Raw genomic sequence first — 15260 nt, forward strand, 5'->3', positions numbered from 1 at the left:
TCTTGCATCCTGGCAAGTTCCGGCAGATCAACATCGCATGACACTCAACTCCGCCGACACCGCCTTTCGCGACCGCCTGATCACCGAGTTGCCGGAAGACATATTCCGTCCGATCGAACCCCGTTACCTTGAAGAGCCGCGTGGTCGGTACGCGGGACAGGATGCGCTTCTGGCCCTTCCAAGAACCACGCAAGAGGTCGCGACACTGATCCGGCACGCCGCAGCCGCGCGCGTGGGCGTCGTGCCCTACGGCGGGGGCACCGGGCTGGTGGGAGGTCAGATATATTCCGAAGGACCCGCACCGCTGATCCTCTCGCTTGAGAGGATGAACAAGGTTCGTGCGGTTTTCCCCGGGGAAAACGTCCTGATTGCAGAGGCAGGGGTGATCCTTGCCGACGTGCAGGCAGCCGCCGACGCGGTGGACCGGCTGTTCCCCCTGTCGCTGGCGGCTGAGGGCAGCGCGCGGATCGGAGGAAACCTTGCCACCAATGCAGGTGGCACGGGCGTGCTGCGCTATGGCAACGCGCGTGACCTCTGCCTCGGGTTGGAAGCGGTGCTGCCGGACGGGCAGATCTGGCACGGGCTCACGCGGCTGCGCAAGAACAACACGGGCTATGATCTGCGGCACCTGCTGATCGGGGCCGAGGGGACCCTTGGTATCATCACTGCCGCTGCGCTGAAGCTGTTCGCGAAACCCGCGAAAATGGGCACGGCCCTGCTGTCTGTGCAAAGTCCGAAAGCGGCGCTGGAACTGCTTTCGCTGGCCCGTGATCAGCTTGGCGAGATGATCAGCGCTTTCGAGCTGATGCACCGGCGGGGCTTCGAGTTCCTGACCGAGCAGTTGCCGGACGTTCGTCAACCCTTCGCCGCACCGCCCGAGTGGACGGTCCTGATCGACGTCGGCCTCAGCGGCGATCTGGACCCGGCAGAAAGCCTCGAGACGCTGTTCGCTTCGGCGCTGGAGGCCGGCTTGGTCGAGGACGGGCTGGTGGCCCAGAACCAACAGCAGTCAGATGAATTCTGGCACATCCGGGAGATGCTGCCGGAAGCCAACCGCCGCATCGGATCGGTGTCGAGCCACGACATTTCGGTGCCACTTGGCGCGATCCCGGAATTCATTGGAAGGGGCGGGGAGATACTGGCGGGGATCGGCGAATTCCGCATCAACTGTTTCGGCCACGTAGGCGACGGGAACCTGCACTACAACGTCTTCCCTGTGCCCGGCAAAACGCGCGCCGATCACGAGAACCAGCGCCCGGCGATCAAACGCGCAATCCATGATCTTGTCGATGAACTCGGGGGCTCTATTAGTGCTGAGCACGGCATCGGCCGACTCAAGGTCGACGATCTTGAGCGCTATGGCGATCCGGCAAAGCTTTTGGCGATCCGGGCGATCAAGGCGGCGCTTGATCCCCTGGGGATCATGAACCCCGGCGCGGTTGTGCGAGCAGTGGATTAATGGGGTTGGGACCACTGCACTGAGGCCCCTGGCATCTCAATCCTTTCGATGGTCATGCACTATCCATCAAAACCCGCCGGGGCTCCGCCCGTGATACCCTCAATCGCTCCACAGGAGCGATTGCCGCACGAAGCGCGGACCGGATATCACCCCTTGAAATAGCACGAATCCCCACGGCTCTCGATTGCCTGGGAAATCCGTTCCACCGCCAGCGCGTAGGCCGCCTGCCGCATGGAAGTGCCGTCTGTTTCCGCCCGCTCAAAGCAGTCCGGTGCGACCTTCTCGAAACGCGTCTTCAGCCGGTCGCGCACCTCCTCCTCGCTCCAGCGATCCCCGGTGCGGCCCTGCACCCACTCGTAATAGCTGACCGTTACACCGCCCGCGTTGACCAGCACATCGGGCAACACAGTCACGCCACGGTCAAAGAGCGCGTCATCGGCGGTCGGGCTTACAGGACCATTCGCAATCTCAAGGATCACCTTGGCCTGTACATCGCCAACGTTATCCTCCGTCACTGCGTCCTGAAGGGCCGCAAGCGCCAGCACATCGACATCGATTTTCAGCAGGTCATCCGGGTCAAGCTCCTCATGCCCGTCCGCATCGACGACGGAAGTGTCGCTATAGACCTTGTCGAGCGATTTGCCCTTTTCCTTTTCCTCGTGGATCGGGCGGGGGTCAAAGCCACCCTCCGCATGGATGGCACCGCGCGAGTCCGACACGGCAACGATCTTGAACCCCGCCTCATGCGCCAGCATGGCGAAATAGGCCCCCGCGTTCCCAAACCCTTGAACCGCAACGGTCACGTCCTTGGGGGCCTTTTCCTGCCGCCCTGCCCATTCCTGCAGCACATAGAGCGCGCCTTGCCCGGTCGCTGCCACGCGGCCCTCGGAGCCCCCCAGCGGCAGTGGCTTGCCGGTAATCGCCGCGGGCGCCTTGGCCCGAGCGATCTGGTCGTATTCATCGGCCATCCAGCCCATGATACGCGGGTTGGTGTTGACGTCAGGGGCAGGGATATCCGTGTCCGGACCCATCAGATCGTGCAATTCTCGGATGTAGGAGCGGGCGAGCCGCTCCAGTTCCTGCCGCGACAGCTCCTTGGGGTCGACCTGCACACCACCCTTGCCACCGCCGAAGGGCAGGTCCATCAGCGCGCATTTGATCGTCATCCAGCGGGCAAGCTCGGTCGTTTCCTCAAGGTTCACGCCCGGATGAAACCTCACGCCACCCTTCGTGGGACCCAGCACGTTGTTGTACTGCACCCGCCATGCCGGAAAGACCGCGAGGGTCCCGTCATCGCGCCGGATCGGCACCGACATCTCGATCCGCTTGTGCGGGTTGCGCAACATCTTGCGCGCGTCATCCGCGAGGTCGAGGCGGTCAAGCGCTTGGTCGAGAACGGGGGTACTGCTGTCTTTCGCCATCGGGGGCTCCTTTATCGGTCCCCCGGAAACCTAGTGCGCGTTACAATCCGTCAAATGCGCAAAGCGCGTGGACATCCATCCCCATCGCTTCCAGCTTCTTGCGCCCGCCGAGGTCCGGCAGGTCGATGATGAAGGCGCAGGACACGATCTCGCCCCCCAAACGTTCGATCAGCTTGATCCCCGCCTCCGCCGTGCCGCCCGTGGCCAGCAGATCGTCAACCACGAGCACTTTCTCCCCCGCCTGAATGGCATCGTCATGGATTTCTACAATCGCCTCGCCGTATTCCAGTTTGTATTCCTGGCTGATCGTGGTGCCAGGCAGCTTGCCTTTCTTGCGGATCGGCACGAAACCCACCGACAACTGATGCGCGATGGCCCCGCCGAGGATGAAACCGCGCGCTTCCAGCCCCACGACCTTGTCGATCTCCAATCCTGCATAGGGATGCAGCATCTGGTCGATCGCCATGCGGAACCCCCGCGCATCGGCGAAAAGCGTGGTCACGTCGCGGAACATGATCCCCTCGTGGGGGAAATCGACGATGGTGCGGATGTAGTCTTCGACTTTCTTCATGTCGTGCTCCGGCGCAGGCTGGCAGTGAGAATGCCCATACAGATCAGCGCGCCGCCGCCCGCGCGGGTGATCCAGGTGATGATGGAGGGGCGCGAGATCACGCGGCGCAGCCGGTCAGCCGCGAGCGCGTAGGCGAATGCATTGACGGCGGCGAGGGCCACGAAGGTCGCGATCAGGATCGCGAACTGCGGCATCAGGGGCGCATCCGGTCGGATAAACTGCGGCACGAAGGCGATGAAGAAGGCGATGGACTTGGGGTTGAGCGCCGTCACCGCCGCTGCATGGCCAAAGACCTGCCGCTCAGCACCCCTCGGCAGGGACAAGCCGCCCGAAGGCGCGGACCGGATCAGCTTGATCCCCAGCCAGACCAGATAGGCCGCGCCGATCCATTTCAGCGCGGTGAATAGCGTGGCCGACGTCAGGACCAGCGCCCCCAGACCTGCCAGTGACAGGCTCATCGCAGCGAAATCACCAACCGCGACGCCTGCGGCAGAAGCCACGGCGACCGAGCGTCCTTTGCTCAGCGCATAGCTCAGGACCAGCAGGACGGTGGGGCCGGGGATCAGCAGAAGCGCGGTGGAAGCCGCCACGAAGGCAAGCCAGAGGTCGAAAGGCATTGGCATCTCCATTCTACTGAGCCAGCAAAGACTGTTTGCACCGGGCTTTGCAACCCTTGCATTGCTCAAAGTTCACGGTGCGGACAACACCCGTCCCGCCACCGCATCCAGCTTTGCCACCAGCGCCGGATCACGGGCCTCGGGCGCGGTGAGGACCGCGTACTCCAGCGCCCGGTCGCAGCCATGGGGGCAGGGGGCTCGTTCGGTCCCAAGCAACTTGGGCAGGCGGCTGACCAGATCACGCCCCTTATCTGCATTGCCCATCAGCGTCGCGATGATCTGCGCCACGTCCACCTCGCCGTGATCGGGGTGCCAGCTGTCGTAATCGGTGATCATTGCGATGGAGGCATAACAAAGCTCGGCCTCGCGGGCGAGTTTCGCCTCGGGCATGTTCGTCATGCCGATCACATCCGCGCCCCAGCTTTCACGGTACATCTTCGATTCCGCCAAGGTGGAGAACTGCGGCCCCTCCATGGCCAGATAGGTGCCGCCGCGGTGCACCTTGACCCCTGCGTCCTTGGCGGCCGTCTCGCAAGCGTCTCCAAGACGCGGGCAGATGGGATGGGCGACGCTCACATGCGCAACACAGCCCGTGCCAAAGAACGATTTCTCGCGCGCGAAGGTGCGGTCGATGAACTGATCGACGATGACGAAATCACCCGGCGCCATCTCCTCCCGGAATGATCCAGAAGCCGAGACCGAGATCACGTCGGTACAGCCCAACCGTTTCAGCGCGTCGATGTTGGCGCGGTAGGGCACGGAGGTGGGGCTGTGCACATGCCCGCGCCCATGGCGTGGCAGGAAGGCCATCTGGATCCCATCAAGCGTGCCGGTCAGGATCTGGTCCGACGGCGCCCCCCAAGGCGTCTCCACCGTCACCCAATCGGCATCCGCCAGCCCGTCGATCTGGTAAAGCCCCGAGCCGCCGATCACGGCAATCTTCGTCGCTGTCATGCTGCTTGTCTCCCCTTTTGCGCCGCACTCTGCCCCGCGCAAGGAAGCGTGAAAAGCCCCGATTTCTCCCCAAGCTTGCCAAAAACGCGTGTCAGGCCAAGGGCATGAGCCCCTGGTCCACATACCGCTACGTCCCGCCCATCGCGCCTGAGGCGATGATCTGGGCCACCCTGTCCTTCGGGACGTTCCTTGCGGCACAGGAGTTTCGTCCGGTCTTGCTGGGCTCCGCCATCGACCCGCTGGCCTTGGCCTTTGCGGTACATCTGGCCCTCTCGTTCGCCAAGAATGTTTCAAGCGACAGGTTCCAGCGGGTCTTTGCCGCAGCCCCGCGCGAGGCAACCGTGCTTCTGGCGCTGATCGCCTTCGGGCTCTTTTGCCTTGCAGCCTATGGCTCGGCCGCGTTCACCGTTACGCTGGCGGTGCTCTACTTTTCATTTCATGCCGCGGTGCTCTATCTTGGTGCGACGCGGAGACCCGATATGCTTCCGATGATGGTCGGCACATGGACGTCGAGCGAACCATCCTTGCCCCGTGCGGTACAATTAGAGGCGATGGGCATCCTCCTTGGCGCGATGACGCTGCTTACGGTCTGGCATTTCGCAGGCCAGTTCGCCTTTGCGGCTATGCTGTCCTTCGGCATGCTGGTACTGCGATACTTCGTGAACTGGATCATCGTGCTCTATTTCTTCGAAGCAGATGACGGCTACGACGACTGATTATCTGCACCGCTGACCCCGCGTTTCCCGAAAATCCCCCGCAAAACACCGGCCCGTCGCCCTTGGCATCCGGGGCGAAACCGTATAGCGACCGCGCCAACGGCCCCTTCGGGCACATTCCCCAGCATTTGCGTCTCGCGAAGGATGCCCATGGCACGCTCCATTTTTCATAGTTTCACCAAGAACCTCGATGTCACGGACCTGCGCTGGATCCCCGAAGAGGGGATGTCAGCAGGCCGCTTGCGGATCGAGCTTTTGTCGGGGCTCACTGTCGCGCTGGCGCTGGTGCCCGAGGCGGTGGCCTTTGCCTTCGTGGCCGGGGTGCATCCGCTGGTGGGGCTTTACGCCGCCTTCCTCGTTGGTCTGATCACGGCGCTGATCGGCGGTCGCCCCGGCATGATCTCGGGCGCGACCGGTGCGCTGGCCGTGGTCATGGTGGCGCTGGTGGCGCAGCACGGGGTCGAATACCTCTTCGCCACGGTGATCCTGATGGGGCTCTTGCAGATATTCGCGGGCTTCATGCAGTGGGGCAAATTCATCCGGCTGGTGCCGCACCCGGTGATGCTGGGTTTCGTCAATGGCCTCGCCATCGTGATCTTCCTTGCGCAACTCAGCCAGTTCAAGATGCCGGGTACCATCGAGAATACCGGGCACGGCATGGGCGGCGGTGAGTGGCTCTCGGGCGCACCGCTCTATCTGATGCTGGCTCTGGTGGCCGCGACCATGGCGATCATCTGGGTCATGCCGCGCATCACGCGCGCCATTCCCGCACCGCTCGCTGGCATCGGGATCGTCGCGGCGGTGGTGATCTTTGCGGGCCTCGACGTGCCACGCGTGGGCGATCTGGCCTCCATCGAAGGCGGCTTCCCGATGATCCATATCCCCTTCGGCGAAGGCATGGGTCTTTATGGCACGCCGCTCGCGCCCCTCACGCTCGAGACGTTCTGGATCATCCTGCCCTACGCGGTGATCCTCGCGGCGATCGGGCTCATCGAATCCCTGCTGACCCTGAACCTTGTCGGCGACATCACCAACACCCGAGGCGGGGCGAGCCAGGAATGCGTGGCGCAGGGCGTGGCCAATACCGTCACCGGCTTCTTCGGCGGCATGGGCGGCTGTGCGATGATCGGGCAATCCATGATCAACGTGAAATCCGGCGGCCGCACGCGTGTCGCCGGGATCGCGGCGGCGGTGTTCCTGCTGCTCTTCATCCTCGTCGGTGCGCCGCTGATCGAACAGATCCCGCTCGCGGCACTGGTAGGCGTGATGTTCATGGTGGTCATCGGCACCTTCGCCTGGAACTCTTTTCGCATTCTGCGCAAGGTGCCCCTGACCGACGCTTTCGTGATCCTGCTGGTGACGGTTGTGACGGTCTACAAGGACCTCGCTGTCGCCGTGGTCGTGGGCGTGATCGTCTCGGCCCTGGCTTACGCCTGGAACAACGCGCGGCGCATCCATGCCAAGACATATGAGACACCCGAAGGCGCGAAAGTCTACCAGGTGCAAGGGCCGCTCTTCTTTGGCTCCACCGACGGTTTTGTTGAGCTGTTCGACGTGGTGGGCGATCCGACCCGCGTCGTGGTGGACTTCGCCGACAGTCGCGTCGTGGACCAATCCGCGTTGCAGGCCATCGAGGCGGTTGCCGGCAAATACGAGGAGGCGGGCAAGCGGCTTGAGCTACTTCATCTGAGCCGGGACTGCCACCGTCTGCTCAGCAAGGCGGAGCAGTTGATGGTCGACAGCGATGATGACCCGGAATACGGGATCGCGGTGAATTACCAGGTGCGCACCGGGGTGCTGGGCGGGCATTGAGACCGCCGGGCAGGGTCGGTATCAGGTGCACCCTGCCGCGTCTTCAATCGTCCGGACGCAGCAGCTCGAACACTTCGCGCACGACAGTGTAGTCCCGGTAGCCCATGCGCGACAGCGGCTGGAAGGTGGTCACGTCGAACCGCCCGTTCACGATGCAGTCGTCGCGCATATGTACGCCGATCACCTCGCCGAAGACGGCGAAATTCGCCTCGCCCTCAAGCCGGACGATCTGCGTGACCTTGCACTCGAAATTCGCGGGTGCATTCGCCACGCGGGCGCAGTTGATCAACTCGCATTCCGCCTTTTCAACACCGGCATGTTCGAACTCATCCACATCGTGTGGCAGCGTCGCCGACGAGGCGTTCATTACATCCCGCGCGGCGTATTCCACCACGTTCACACAAAACTCCCCCGTCTCGCGGATGTTGGCGACGCTGTCCTTGGTGCCGTCCACATCCGCCTTTGTCCCGGTCGAGGCGAACATCACCTGCGGCGGCACATAGGCCACGGCATTGAAGAACGAATAGGGTGCGAGGTTGTTATGCCCCGCCTTGTCCCGGCTGGAGATCCAGCCGATGGGGCGCGGCGTGACGATGGCATTGAAGGGATTGTGCGGCAGGCCGTGGCCTTCGGAGGGACGGTAGAACATGTTCGGTCCTTTGTTGGTTTGCACCCATGGCTAACCCCATGATAGGGCAGATGCCACCGCAAACCAGAAAGCGCCCGAATTGTACCACCTGAAGCCCGAGACACCTGCAGATTATTGGGAGGTCGAGGCGCTTTACGATCTGTGCTTCGCGCCTGGGCGCGAGATGCTGTCGTCCTACCGGCTGCGCGACGGTATCCTGCCAGTTGAAGGGCTGAGCCACGTGGCGCGCGATGACGCGGGCATCCTGGCAGGGGCGATCCGTTACTGGCCGATCCGGATCGGAGAGCATGAGGCGCTGCTGCTCGGGCCGGTGGCCGTGCACCCGACCCGGCAGGGCGAGGGTTTGGGCCGTCTGTTGATCGAGGAAAGCCTGCGGCACGCGGCACCCATGGGCTGGGATCGCGTGATGCTGGTGGGGGACGCCCCCTATTACAGCCGCTTCGGGTTCGAAAAGCTTGAGAATGTGATCATGCCACCCCCAACGAACCCCGACCGGGTTCTGGGGCGCGAGTTGACGCCGGGATCATGGGAAGGCATCGAAGGTGAGGTTCGCCGCTGGACGGATTGATTTGCAGCGCGCCATTCCCCACATCTGAGGAAACGAAAGGATGCGGCGATGGATATCGAAACGGTCTTGCCAGCAGAAATCGACGTCGAGGCAAGGCTCGACACGCTTGCCCGGCGCTACAAGGGCGCGGGCGGGGTCGGCATTTCGGTGTTGAACGTGATCGGCGGTTCGGCCGAGAACCTGATAGACCAATTGCCCAAGGGCATTCGCCAAAACCTTGAAACCGCCACCGTCGCTGCGCTCAATCAGGCGATGCGCGCGGCGCATTCGAGCCGGTCTTTTGTCCCGGACCAGAAAAGCTGGCTGAACCAGGCGGTCACGACTGCCCTCGGTGCCGCCGGCGGGGCTGGTGGCCTGCCTACGGCGCTGGCAGAGCTTCCGGTGACCACGACGCTGCTGCTGCGCGTGATCCAGGGCGTGGCGGTTGAACATGGCTTTGATCCGGATGCGGAGAACGTGCAGTTCGACTGCGTTCAGGTCTTTTCCGCCGCGGGTCCCTTGTCAGGCGATGACGGCACCGATCTGGGCTTTCTCTCGGCCCGCGTGGCGCTGTCGGGAAAGGCGATGCAGGCGGTCATTCACAAGATCGCGCCCAAGCTTGCGGTGGTGCTGGGTCAAAAGCTTGCCGCGCAGGCGGTGCCGGTGCTGGGCGCGATGGCAGGGGCTGCGACGAATTACGCCTACACCAGCTATTATCAGGACATGGCGCATGTGCATTTCGGCCTGCGCAAGCTGGCCATAGAGGCGGACGTGCCGCACCGCGAACTGGTGGTTCTTCTGGGCGAGCGCATGGGCCGCCCGACTGTGCGCAGCTAGCGCCCGATGCTGCTGGGGGCGACGCTGGTCGCTTTGAGAACCGCGTAGCATTTCATGCCCGGGCGCAACCCGAGGTCGGCAACCGCGCGGCGCGTGATCCGCGAAAGCAACCGATCACTTCCAGCGCGCAATCCAATCGCAGCTCCTGGGCCGTCACCCGGGTGGATCGTCTCGACGGTGACAGGCAAAACGTTGATCGCCGACAGCCCCTCGGGCGGTTTCAGGGACAGCAGTACATCCTGCGCCAAAACGCGCAGCCGGACCGAGGTGCCGACCTCGGCCTGAACGCCGGGAAGGTGAAGCGCACCCGCGCTGATTTCCAGCCGTGTCAGCCCGTCGCCTGCCAATTCGACCACCCGCGCCTCTATCACCGCGCCCGCCTCTCGCACCCCAAGCAAGGGGACAGCGGCCGGATCGGCCATCACCTCGTAGAGCGATCCCTGCGCCTGAACCCGCCCATCCCGCAAGAGCACCAGCGTGTCGGCCAGCCGCGCGATTTCGTCTACGGCGTGGCTGACGTAGAGAATCGGCAGGCGTAGCGGGCCGTCGCGCAGGCGCTCGAGATAGGGCAGGATTTCCTGCTTGCGCGGCCCGTCGAGGCTGGCGAGCGGTTCGTCCATCAGCAGCATGCGTGGCCTGCTGAGGAGCGCGCGGCCTAGGGCCACGCGTTGTTTCTCGCCGCCCGAAAGCCGGGCGGGCGCGCGGGTCAGCAGGTGCTCCAATCCCAACAGTGCGACCACATCATCGAGGACGGCCCCTGTGCTGTTCTTCGGAGCATAGCGCGCGCCGAAAGTCAGGTTGTCCCGCACGCTAAGATGCGGGAAAAGCCGCGCGTCCTGAAAGACATAGCCGAAGCGCCGCGCGGCAGGAGGGGTGAAGGCCTTCGCCACGCTGTCGAAGAGGCTTTCGCCATCAAAACGCACGTGGCCTGCATCGGGGCGCAGCAGCCCCGCGACGGCGTTGATCACCGTCGTCTTGCCCGCGCCGGAGCGTCCGAAAAGCGCGGTTATCCCGGGGCCGGTGGCAAAGGCCACATCAAGGCCGAACTCCCCGAAACGGTGCCGGATATGCAGATCGAGCGTCATGTGCCCGCGATCCGCGCCGCGACCCGGCGGGCGAGGGCCTCGGAAATCAGGACTGCCCCCAGGGCGACGACGGTTGCCATGGTCACCATCGCGACAGCCTGCCCTTCGCCGCCCGGTATCTGCAGTGCCGCCCAGATCGCGCTGGGCAGGGTCTGGGTCTGTCCGGGGATGTTGGCGACGAAGGTGATCGTCGCCCCGAATTCCCCCATGGCCTTGGCAAAGCCCATGACCGCGCCCGCCAGAATGCCCGGAGCGATCAGAGGCAGCGTGACCCGGCCGAAGATCGCGATACGCGGGGCACCGAGGGTCTCGGCGGCCTCTTCCAGCTTTGGATCGACCGCCTCGATGGCGAGGCGCATGGCGCGCACCATAAGCGGAAAGCCCATGATGATCGCGGCCAGAACCGCGCCGCTCCAGTGAAAGGCGAGCGTGATGCCGATCTGCTCAAGCGCGCGACCCAGCGGTGCGTCACGTCCGAAGGCAATTAGCAGCATGTAGCCCGTGACAACGGGTGGCAGGACCAGTGGCAAATGCACCAGTGCGCTGACCACGCTCTTGCCCCAAAACTCCCGTCGGGCAAGCAGCCAGGCGACCCAGAGCGCCAGCGGGACGGCCAGCAGCGTGGCCCAGCAGGCCACCCAGAGCGAGAGGCGCAGCGCCTCCCAGGCAGCGGCGTCGGCGCTCACCGGTCCACCGGGGCAAAACCGTGGACAGCGAAGGTTTTTTCGGCGTCCGGGGTCAGGAGCGCGTCGAAAAAGGCGACGCCCGCGGGGGTCAGGGCAGCGGCGGGATAGAGGATGGGGTCATGCGCGGCGGGGTCTACCCTCCAAAGGACCTGCACTGCCGGTTCGGCGGCAGCGTCGGAGGCATAGACAATGCCGAAGGGTGCCGCCCCCCGCGCCACGAAGGCCAGAGCCGCACGCACGTTGTCGGTTTCCGCCAGCCGGTCCTCCAAGGTCTCCCAGAGCCCTGCGAACTCCAGCCACTGCCGGGCATAGGTGCCTGCGGGCACCGCCGTGCGATGGCCCATGGCAAGGCGGTCCGTCCCCAGACGTTCGGCCAGCGCGTCCGGGCTCTCAAGGGGTGCCGCATCGGCCGCCCCTATCACCACCAGCGCGTTCGAAGCCACGGCCTCCGGCCCCGCGGATATCGCGGTACCCTCTGCCACCAACCAATCCATCCAGAGCGTGCTGGCCAGCACCACCACGTCGGCCGGGGCCCCCGCAGCGATCTGGCGCGCCATGGTCCCGGAGCCACCGAAAGACAGACTGACATCGCCAGTAAAGTCGGCCGCGATCTCTTCCAGCGCGCCGCGCAGGCTGGCTGCGGCAAAGACGGTCACGCGGTCCTGCGCCGCGGCCAGCGTGGGCAGGGCGGCAAAAAGGCAGAACAGGAAGGCGGCAAAGAATTTCATTGGGCGCACTATTAGCCATGCATCCGGTGCCGACAAGCGCCAGAGCCGCCCTGGCGCTTGCACCCGGTCGAAGGGCACGCCATCTTTGCCCGACAGCCCGGATTAGAAGGCGGCAAATGGCCAAGCAGCTTCCACTCTCCCTCTACGGCGCCCGCAAAGGCGATGTACGCACGCAATTTGCAGCACTCTGCTACCGCGTGAGGCGCGGCAAGGTGCAGATTCTGCTGATCACCTCGCGCGGGTCGCAGCGCTGGATCGTGCCCAAGGGCTGGCCGATGGAGGGCAAGACGCCAGCGGCATCGGCGCTGAGGGAAGCATGGGAAGAAGCGGGCGTCATCGGCAAGGCGAGCGAAACCTGCCTCGGTGTCTTTTCCTTCGGCAAGAGCGTGGGCGACGCGGGCGATCTGGCCTGCGTGGCGATGCTCTATCCCGTCGAGGTGAAAACCCTTGCCAAGAAATTCCCCGAATGCGCCGAGCGCCGCAGGCGCTGGGTGTCGCGCAAGAAGGCCGCGCGTATGGTTGCGGAGACCGATCTGGCCCGGTTGATCGAGAATTTCGATCTACCCGGCAAAAAGCTGCGTGCTTGACCTTGGTACGGTCGCACCCCATTTCTGTAATAATGAAGTGCAACCAATTCCATCGCCACCATGATTCAGTACACGCTGAAATGTGACAAGGGCCACGAGGCCGACAGCTGGTTCAAATCCGCCGGAGCCTACGACGCGCTCGAGCGAGCCGGCCACCTTTCCTGTGCCGTCTGTGGCAGTGCCAAAGTATCCAAGGCGCTGATGGCACCTCGGGTAACCGCGTCAAAAAAGGACGAGGCGCAGACGGCGCCGGTGCTCAGGAACCCCGCGAGCGAGGTGGAAAAGGCGCTGGCGGAGTTGCGCCGGAAGGTCGAGGAATCCTCGGACTACGTTGGCGACAAGTTCGTCACGGAAGCCCGCGCGATGCATCTGGGCGAAAAGCCCGAGCGATCAATCTATGGTGAGGCGCGGCTCGACCAGGCGCGCGAGCTGATCGAGGATGGCGTGCCGCTGATGCCGCTGCCCTTCCGCTCGAAGCAGAAACTGACCTGACAGAGAGGAAAGGCTGGCATGAGAATATTGATCACGGGGGCCAGCCGCGGCATCGGGGCCGGTCTGGCATCCAAGTACCGCGACCTGGGTCACGATGTTATCGGCACCGGCCGTTCGGTTGCGGCACAGATCCAGCTTGATGTAACCCGCCCTGCCAGCCACAGCGAAATGGCCGAGGCACTGGGTGAAACCGCGCTCGACCTGCTGGTCTGCAACGCGGGTGTCTATCTTGACAAGGGTGACGATCTCGAGACCGGCTTCGGCGCCGACATTTGGGCGCAGACCTTTGCCACGAACGTGACCGGCGTGTTCCTGTCGATCCAGGCACTTTTGCCGCACCTGCGCCGGGCGCGCTCTTCCAAGATTGCGATCATCTCATCGCAGATGGGTTCTGATACCACCGCACCGGGCGGCAGCTATATTTACCGCGCCTCCAAGGCGGCGGCGCTGAACCTTGGGCGCAACCTCGCCACCGATCTGAAATCGGAAGGAATCGCCGTCGGCATCTATCATCCCGGCTGGGTCCAGACTGACATGGGCGGCGGCTCGGCGGATATCACGACCGACGAAGCCGTATCGGGACTCATCGAACGGTTTGAGGCGCTGAGTCTCGAGACCACGGGCTGTTTCGAGACATGGGACGGGCGCGCGCATCCGTTCTGAGGGTGTCGTGATTCATCATTGAATTTGCCAAGGGCAAATTCGATGAGGCTCCGCCTCATACTCCGGGACTTTATTTGGCCAGAAAGAGGGGGCTCGCTTGCCCTTGGCATAGGTTACGCGTAAAGGGCGCGTGACGAAAAGGGGCACCTGCCTATGCCAGTACTTTTGATGAAATTCGGGGGAACCTCGGTGGCCACCCTCGACCGTATCCGCCGCGCGGCCAAGCGCGTGGGCGTCGAGGTGGCCAAGGGTTATGACGTGATCGTCATTGTCTCGGCCATGTCGGGCAAGACCAATGAGCTTGTCGGCTGGGTCAATGAGACCTCGCCGCTTTATGATGCGCGCGAGTATGACGCCGTCGTGTCTTCGGGTGAGAACGTGACGGCGGGCCTGATGGCCCTGACCCTGCAGGAGATGGACGTGCCCGCGCGGTCATGGCAGGGCTGGCAAGTGCCGGTAAAGACCACGAGCGCCCATTCGCAGGCGCGGATCGAGGAAATCCCCACAGAGCGGATCAACGCGAAATTCGCTGAAGGCATGCGCGTGGCCGTGGTCGCCGGTTTCCAGGGCGTGAGCCCGGAGGGCCGCATCACGACGTTGGGCCGGGGCGGGTCGGATACCACAGCGGTCGCTTTCGCGGCAGCATTCGAGGCGGAGCGCTGCGATATCTACACTGATGTGGACGGTGTCTATACCACGGACCCCCGGGTGGAATCGAAGGCGCGCAAGCTTGACCGCATCGCCTTCGAAGAAATGCTGGAACTGGCCTCCCTGGGGGCCAAGGTACTGCAGACACGCTCGGTCGAGCTTGCGATGCGCTACAATGTGAAGCTGCGCGTGCTGTCGAGTTTCGAGGAACAATCGGATGACGCGGGCACGCTGGTCTGCGATGAGGAGGAAATCATGGAAAGCAATGTGGTCGCGGGCGTGGCGTTCAGCCGGGATGAAGCCAAGATGACGCTGGTGTCGGTCGCCGACCGCCCCGGCATCGCCGCCACGATCTTCACAGCCCTGTCGGAGGCCGGTGTGAACGTGGACATGATTGTCCAGAACATCTCGGAAGAAGGGCGCACGGACATGACGTGGTCATGCCCGGTCGATCAGGTCAAGCGCGCCGAGAAAGCGATGACCGAGGCGAAGGCCGGCGGCAAGATCAATTTCTCCGAGCTGCTGGCCGATACCCATGTGGCCAAGGTGTCGGTCGTGGGCATCGGCATGCGCAGCCACACCGGCGTTGCCGCGAAGATGTTTCAGGTGCTCTCGAACGAGGGGATCAACATTCAGGTGATCACCACCTCCGAGATCAAGATCTCGGTGCTGATCGACCGAAAGTACATGGAACTGGCAGTCCAGGCGCTGCACGACGCTTTCGAGCTGGACAAGGCTGCCTGATCTCGGTCTTCGACGCCCGATAGGCCTCAGAGCCCTTCACCGAA

Annotated in this window: 17 protein-coding genes; 9 read left to right on the plus strand and 8 right to left on the minus strand. The window is 63.8% G+C overall.

All coding sequences use genetic code 11. The annotated features are described in order from the left end of the window. The first annotated feature begins 37 nt into the window (after window positions 1–37). Window positions 38–1459: an FAD-binding oxidoreductase gene (locus tag AB2B41_RS06825; protein ID WP_367877014.1), complete on the plus strand. Its 1422-nt coding sequence runs from the start codon at window positions 38–40 to the stop codon at window positions 1457–1459. A gap of 146 nt (window positions 1460–1605) precedes the next feature. Here AB2B41_RS06825 and AB2B41_RS06830 read toward each other — a convergent pair whose 3' ends face one another. The 4 genes from AB2B41_RS06830 to AB2B41_RS06845 form a co-directional block, all read right to left on the minus strand. Continuing rightward, window positions 1606–2880, minus strand: a complete 1275-nt coding sequence (locus AB2B41_RS06830) for a Glu/Leu/Phe/Val family dehydrogenase (protein WP_367877015.1) — start codon at window positions 2878–2880, stop codon at window positions 1606–1608. Window positions 2881–2920: 40 nt separating this feature from the next. Continuing rightward, window positions 2921–3451, minus strand: coding sequence for an adenine phosphoribosyltransferase (locus AB2B41_RS06835; protein ID WP_367877016.1), 531 nt, complete (start codon window positions 3449–3451; stop codon window positions 2921–2923). Next, complete coding sequence (locus tag AB2B41_RS06840; RefSeq protein WP_367877017.1) at window positions 3448–4068, minus strand: LysE family translocator; 621 nt, start codon at window positions 4066–4068, stop codon at window positions 3448–3450. The genes AB2B41_RS06835 and AB2B41_RS06840 overlap by 4 nt, the downstream gene beginning before the upstream one ends. A 72-nt stretch (window positions 4069–4140) precedes the next feature. After that, entirely contained in the window at window positions 4141–5022 is an 882-nt protein-coding gene (locus AB2B41_RS06845) for an S-methyl-5'-thioadenosine phosphorylase (RefSeq protein WP_367877018.1), read from the minus strand. 104 nt (window positions 5023–5126) lie between these two features. Here AB2B41_RS06845 and AB2B41_RS06850 point away from each other — a divergent pair, with 104 nt between their 5' ends. Both AB2B41_RS06850 and AB2B41_RS06855 read left to right on the plus strand, forming a co-directional pair. Then, window positions 5127–5738 carry a hypothetical protein gene (locus tag AB2B41_RS06850; RefSeq protein ID WP_367877019.1) on the plus strand — a complete coding sequence of 204 codons (612 nt, stop codon included), beginning with the start codon at window positions 5127–5129 and terminating at the stop codon, window positions 5736–5738. A gap of 150 nt (window positions 5739–5888) precedes the next feature. Continuing rightward, entirely contained in the window at window positions 5889–7550 is a 1662-nt protein-coding gene (locus AB2B41_RS06855) for a SulP family inorganic anion transporter (RefSeq protein WP_367877020.1), read from the plus strand. Between the two features lie 43 nt (window positions 7551–7593). Here the strand turns inward: AB2B41_RS06855 and AB2B41_RS06860 are convergent, their stop codons facing one another. Next, on the minus strand, window positions 7594–8199 hold the full coding sequence (locus AB2B41_RS06860) for a flavin reductase family protein (protein WP_367877021.1): 606 nt from the start codon (window positions 8197–8199) through the stop codon (window positions 7594–7596). A gap of 79 nt (window positions 8200–8278) precedes the next feature. Between AB2B41_RS06860 and AB2B41_RS06865 the strand changes: the two genes are divergently transcribed. Next, window positions 8279–8767 carry a GNAT family N-acetyltransferase gene (locus tag AB2B41_RS06865; protein ID WP_367877022.1) on the plus strand — a complete coding sequence of 163 codons (489 nt, stop codon included), beginning with the start codon at window positions 8279–8281 and terminating at the stop codon, window positions 8765–8767. Between the two features lie 48 nt (window positions 8768–8815). Next, window positions 8816–9583 (plus strand): EcsC family protein, encoded by a 768-nt coding sequence (locus AB2B41_RS06870; protein ID WP_367877023.1) that lies wholly within the window; start codon window positions 8816–8818, stop codon window positions 9581–9583. Here AB2B41_RS06870 and modC read toward each other — a convergent pair. The 3 genes from modC to modA are packed head-to-tail and all read right to left on the minus strand — an operon-like array spanning window position 9580 to window position 12082. Further along, complete coding sequence (gene modC, locus AB2B41_RS06875) at window positions 9580–10668, minus strand: molybdenum ABC transporter ATP-binding protein (RefSeq protein ID WP_367877024.1); 1089 nt, start codon at window positions 10666–10668, stop codon at window positions 9580–9582. The two genes, AB2B41_RS06870 and modC, sit on opposite strands and share 4 nt — an antisense overlap. Then, entirely contained in the window at window positions 10665–11354 is a 690-nt protein-coding gene (gene modB, locus AB2B41_RS06880) for a molybdate ABC transporter permease subunit (RefSeq protein ID WP_367877025.1), read from the minus strand. The genes modC and modB overlap by 4 nt, the downstream gene beginning before the upstream one ends. Next, on the minus strand, window positions 11351–12082 hold the full coding sequence (gene modA, locus AB2B41_RS06885) for a molybdate ABC transporter substrate-binding protein (protein ID WP_367877026.1): 732 nt from the start codon (window positions 12080–12082) through the stop codon (window positions 11351–11353). Before modA ends, modB begins: the two co-directional genes overlap by 4 nt. Window positions 12083–12198: 116 nt before the next feature. Between modA and AB2B41_RS06890 the strand changes: the two genes are divergently transcribed. The 4 genes from AB2B41_RS06890 to AB2B41_RS06905 all read left to right on the plus strand — a co-directional run bounded on the left by AB2B41_RS06890 (window position 12199) and on the right by AB2B41_RS06905 (window position 15216). Continuing rightward, window positions 12199–12669 carry an NUDIX hydrolase gene (locus AB2B41_RS06890; protein WP_367877027.1) on the plus strand — a complete coding sequence of 157 codons (471 nt, stop codon included), beginning with the start codon at window positions 12199–12201 and terminating at the stop codon, window positions 12667–12669. Between the two features lie 60 nt (window positions 12670–12729). Further along, window positions 12730–13161 (plus strand): DUF1178 family protein, encoded by a 432-nt coding sequence (locus AB2B41_RS06895; protein WP_367877028.1) that lies wholly within the window; start codon window positions 12730–12732, stop codon window positions 13159–13161. Between the two features lie 18 nt (window positions 13162–13179). Beyond that, window positions 13180–13824: an SDR family oxidoreductase gene (locus AB2B41_RS06900; RefSeq protein WP_367877029.1), complete on the plus strand. Its 645-nt coding sequence runs from the start codon at window positions 13180–13182 to the stop codon at window positions 13822–13824. A gap of 153 nt (window positions 13825–13977) precedes the next feature. Further along, window positions 13978–15216, plus strand: a complete 1239-nt coding sequence (locus AB2B41_RS06905) for an aspartate kinase (protein WP_367877030.1) — start codon at window positions 13978–13980, stop codon at window positions 15214–15216. The last annotated feature ends 44 nt before the right edge of the window (window positions 15217–15260 follow it).

Origin of the sequence: Sulfitobacter sediminis (assembly GCF_040811725.1) — a bacterium.
Lineage (GTDB): Bacteria > Pseudomonadota > Alphaproteobacteria > Rhodobacterales > Rhodobacteraceae > Sulfitobacter > Sulfitobacter sediminis.

Coding starts and splice junctions, on each gene's coding strand:
- AB2B41_RS06825 (WP_367877014.1), top strand. CDS start 38: ATGACACTCAACTCCGCCGACACCGCCTTTCGCGACCGCCTGATCACC.
- AB2B41_RS06830 (WP_367877015.1), bottom strand. CDS start 2,880: ATGGCGAAAGACAGCAGTACCCCCGTTCTCGACCAAGCGCTTGACCGC.
- AB2B41_RS06835 (WP_367877016.1), bottom strand. CDS start 3,451: ATGAAGAAAGTCGAAGACTACATCCGCACCATCGTCGATTTCCCCCAC.
- AB2B41_RS06840 (WP_367877017.1), bottom strand. CDS start 4,068: ATGCCTTTCGACCTCTGGCTTGCCTTCGTGGCGGCTTCCACCGCGCTT.
- AB2B41_RS06845 (WP_367877018.1), bottom strand. CDS start 5,022: ATGACAGCGACGAAGATTGCCGTGATCGGCGGCTCGGGGCTTTACCAG.
- AB2B41_RS06850 (WP_367877019.1), top strand. CDS start 5,127: ATGAGCCCCTGGTCCACATACCGCTACGTCCCGCCCATCGCGCCTGAG.
- AB2B41_RS06855 (WP_367877020.1), top strand. CDS start 5,889: ATGGCACGCTCCATTTTTCATAGTTTCACCAAGAACCTCGATGTCACG.
- AB2B41_RS06860 (WP_367877021.1), bottom strand. CDS start 8,199: ATGTTCTACCGTCCCTCCGAAGGCCACGGCCTGCCGCACAATCCCTTC.
- AB2B41_RS06870 (WP_367877023.1), top strand. CDS start 8,816: ATGGATATCGAAACGGTCTTGCCAGCAGAAATCGACGTCGAGGCAAGG.
- modC (WP_367877024.1), bottom strand. CDS start 10,668: ATGACGCTCGATCTGCATATCCGGCACCGTTTCGGGGAGTTCGGCCTT.
- modA (WP_367877026.1), bottom strand. CDS start 12,082: ATGAAATTCTTTGCCGCCTTCCTGTTCTGCCTTTTTGCCGCCCTGCCC.
- AB2B41_RS06890 (WP_367877027.1), top strand. CDS start 12,199: ATGGCCAAGCAGCTTCCACTCTCCCTCTACGGCGCCCGCAAAGGCGAT.
- AB2B41_RS06895 (WP_367877028.1), top strand. CDS start 12,730: ATGATTCAGTACACGCTGAAATGTGACAAGGGCCACGAGGCCGACAGC.
- AB2B41_RS06900 (WP_367877029.1), top strand. CDS start 13,180: ATGAGAATATTGATCACGGGGGCCAGCCGCGGCATCGGGGCCGGTCTG.
- AB2B41_RS06905 (WP_367877030.1), top strand. CDS start 13,978: ATGCCAGTACTTTTGATGAAATTCGGGGGAACCTCGGTGGCCACCCTC.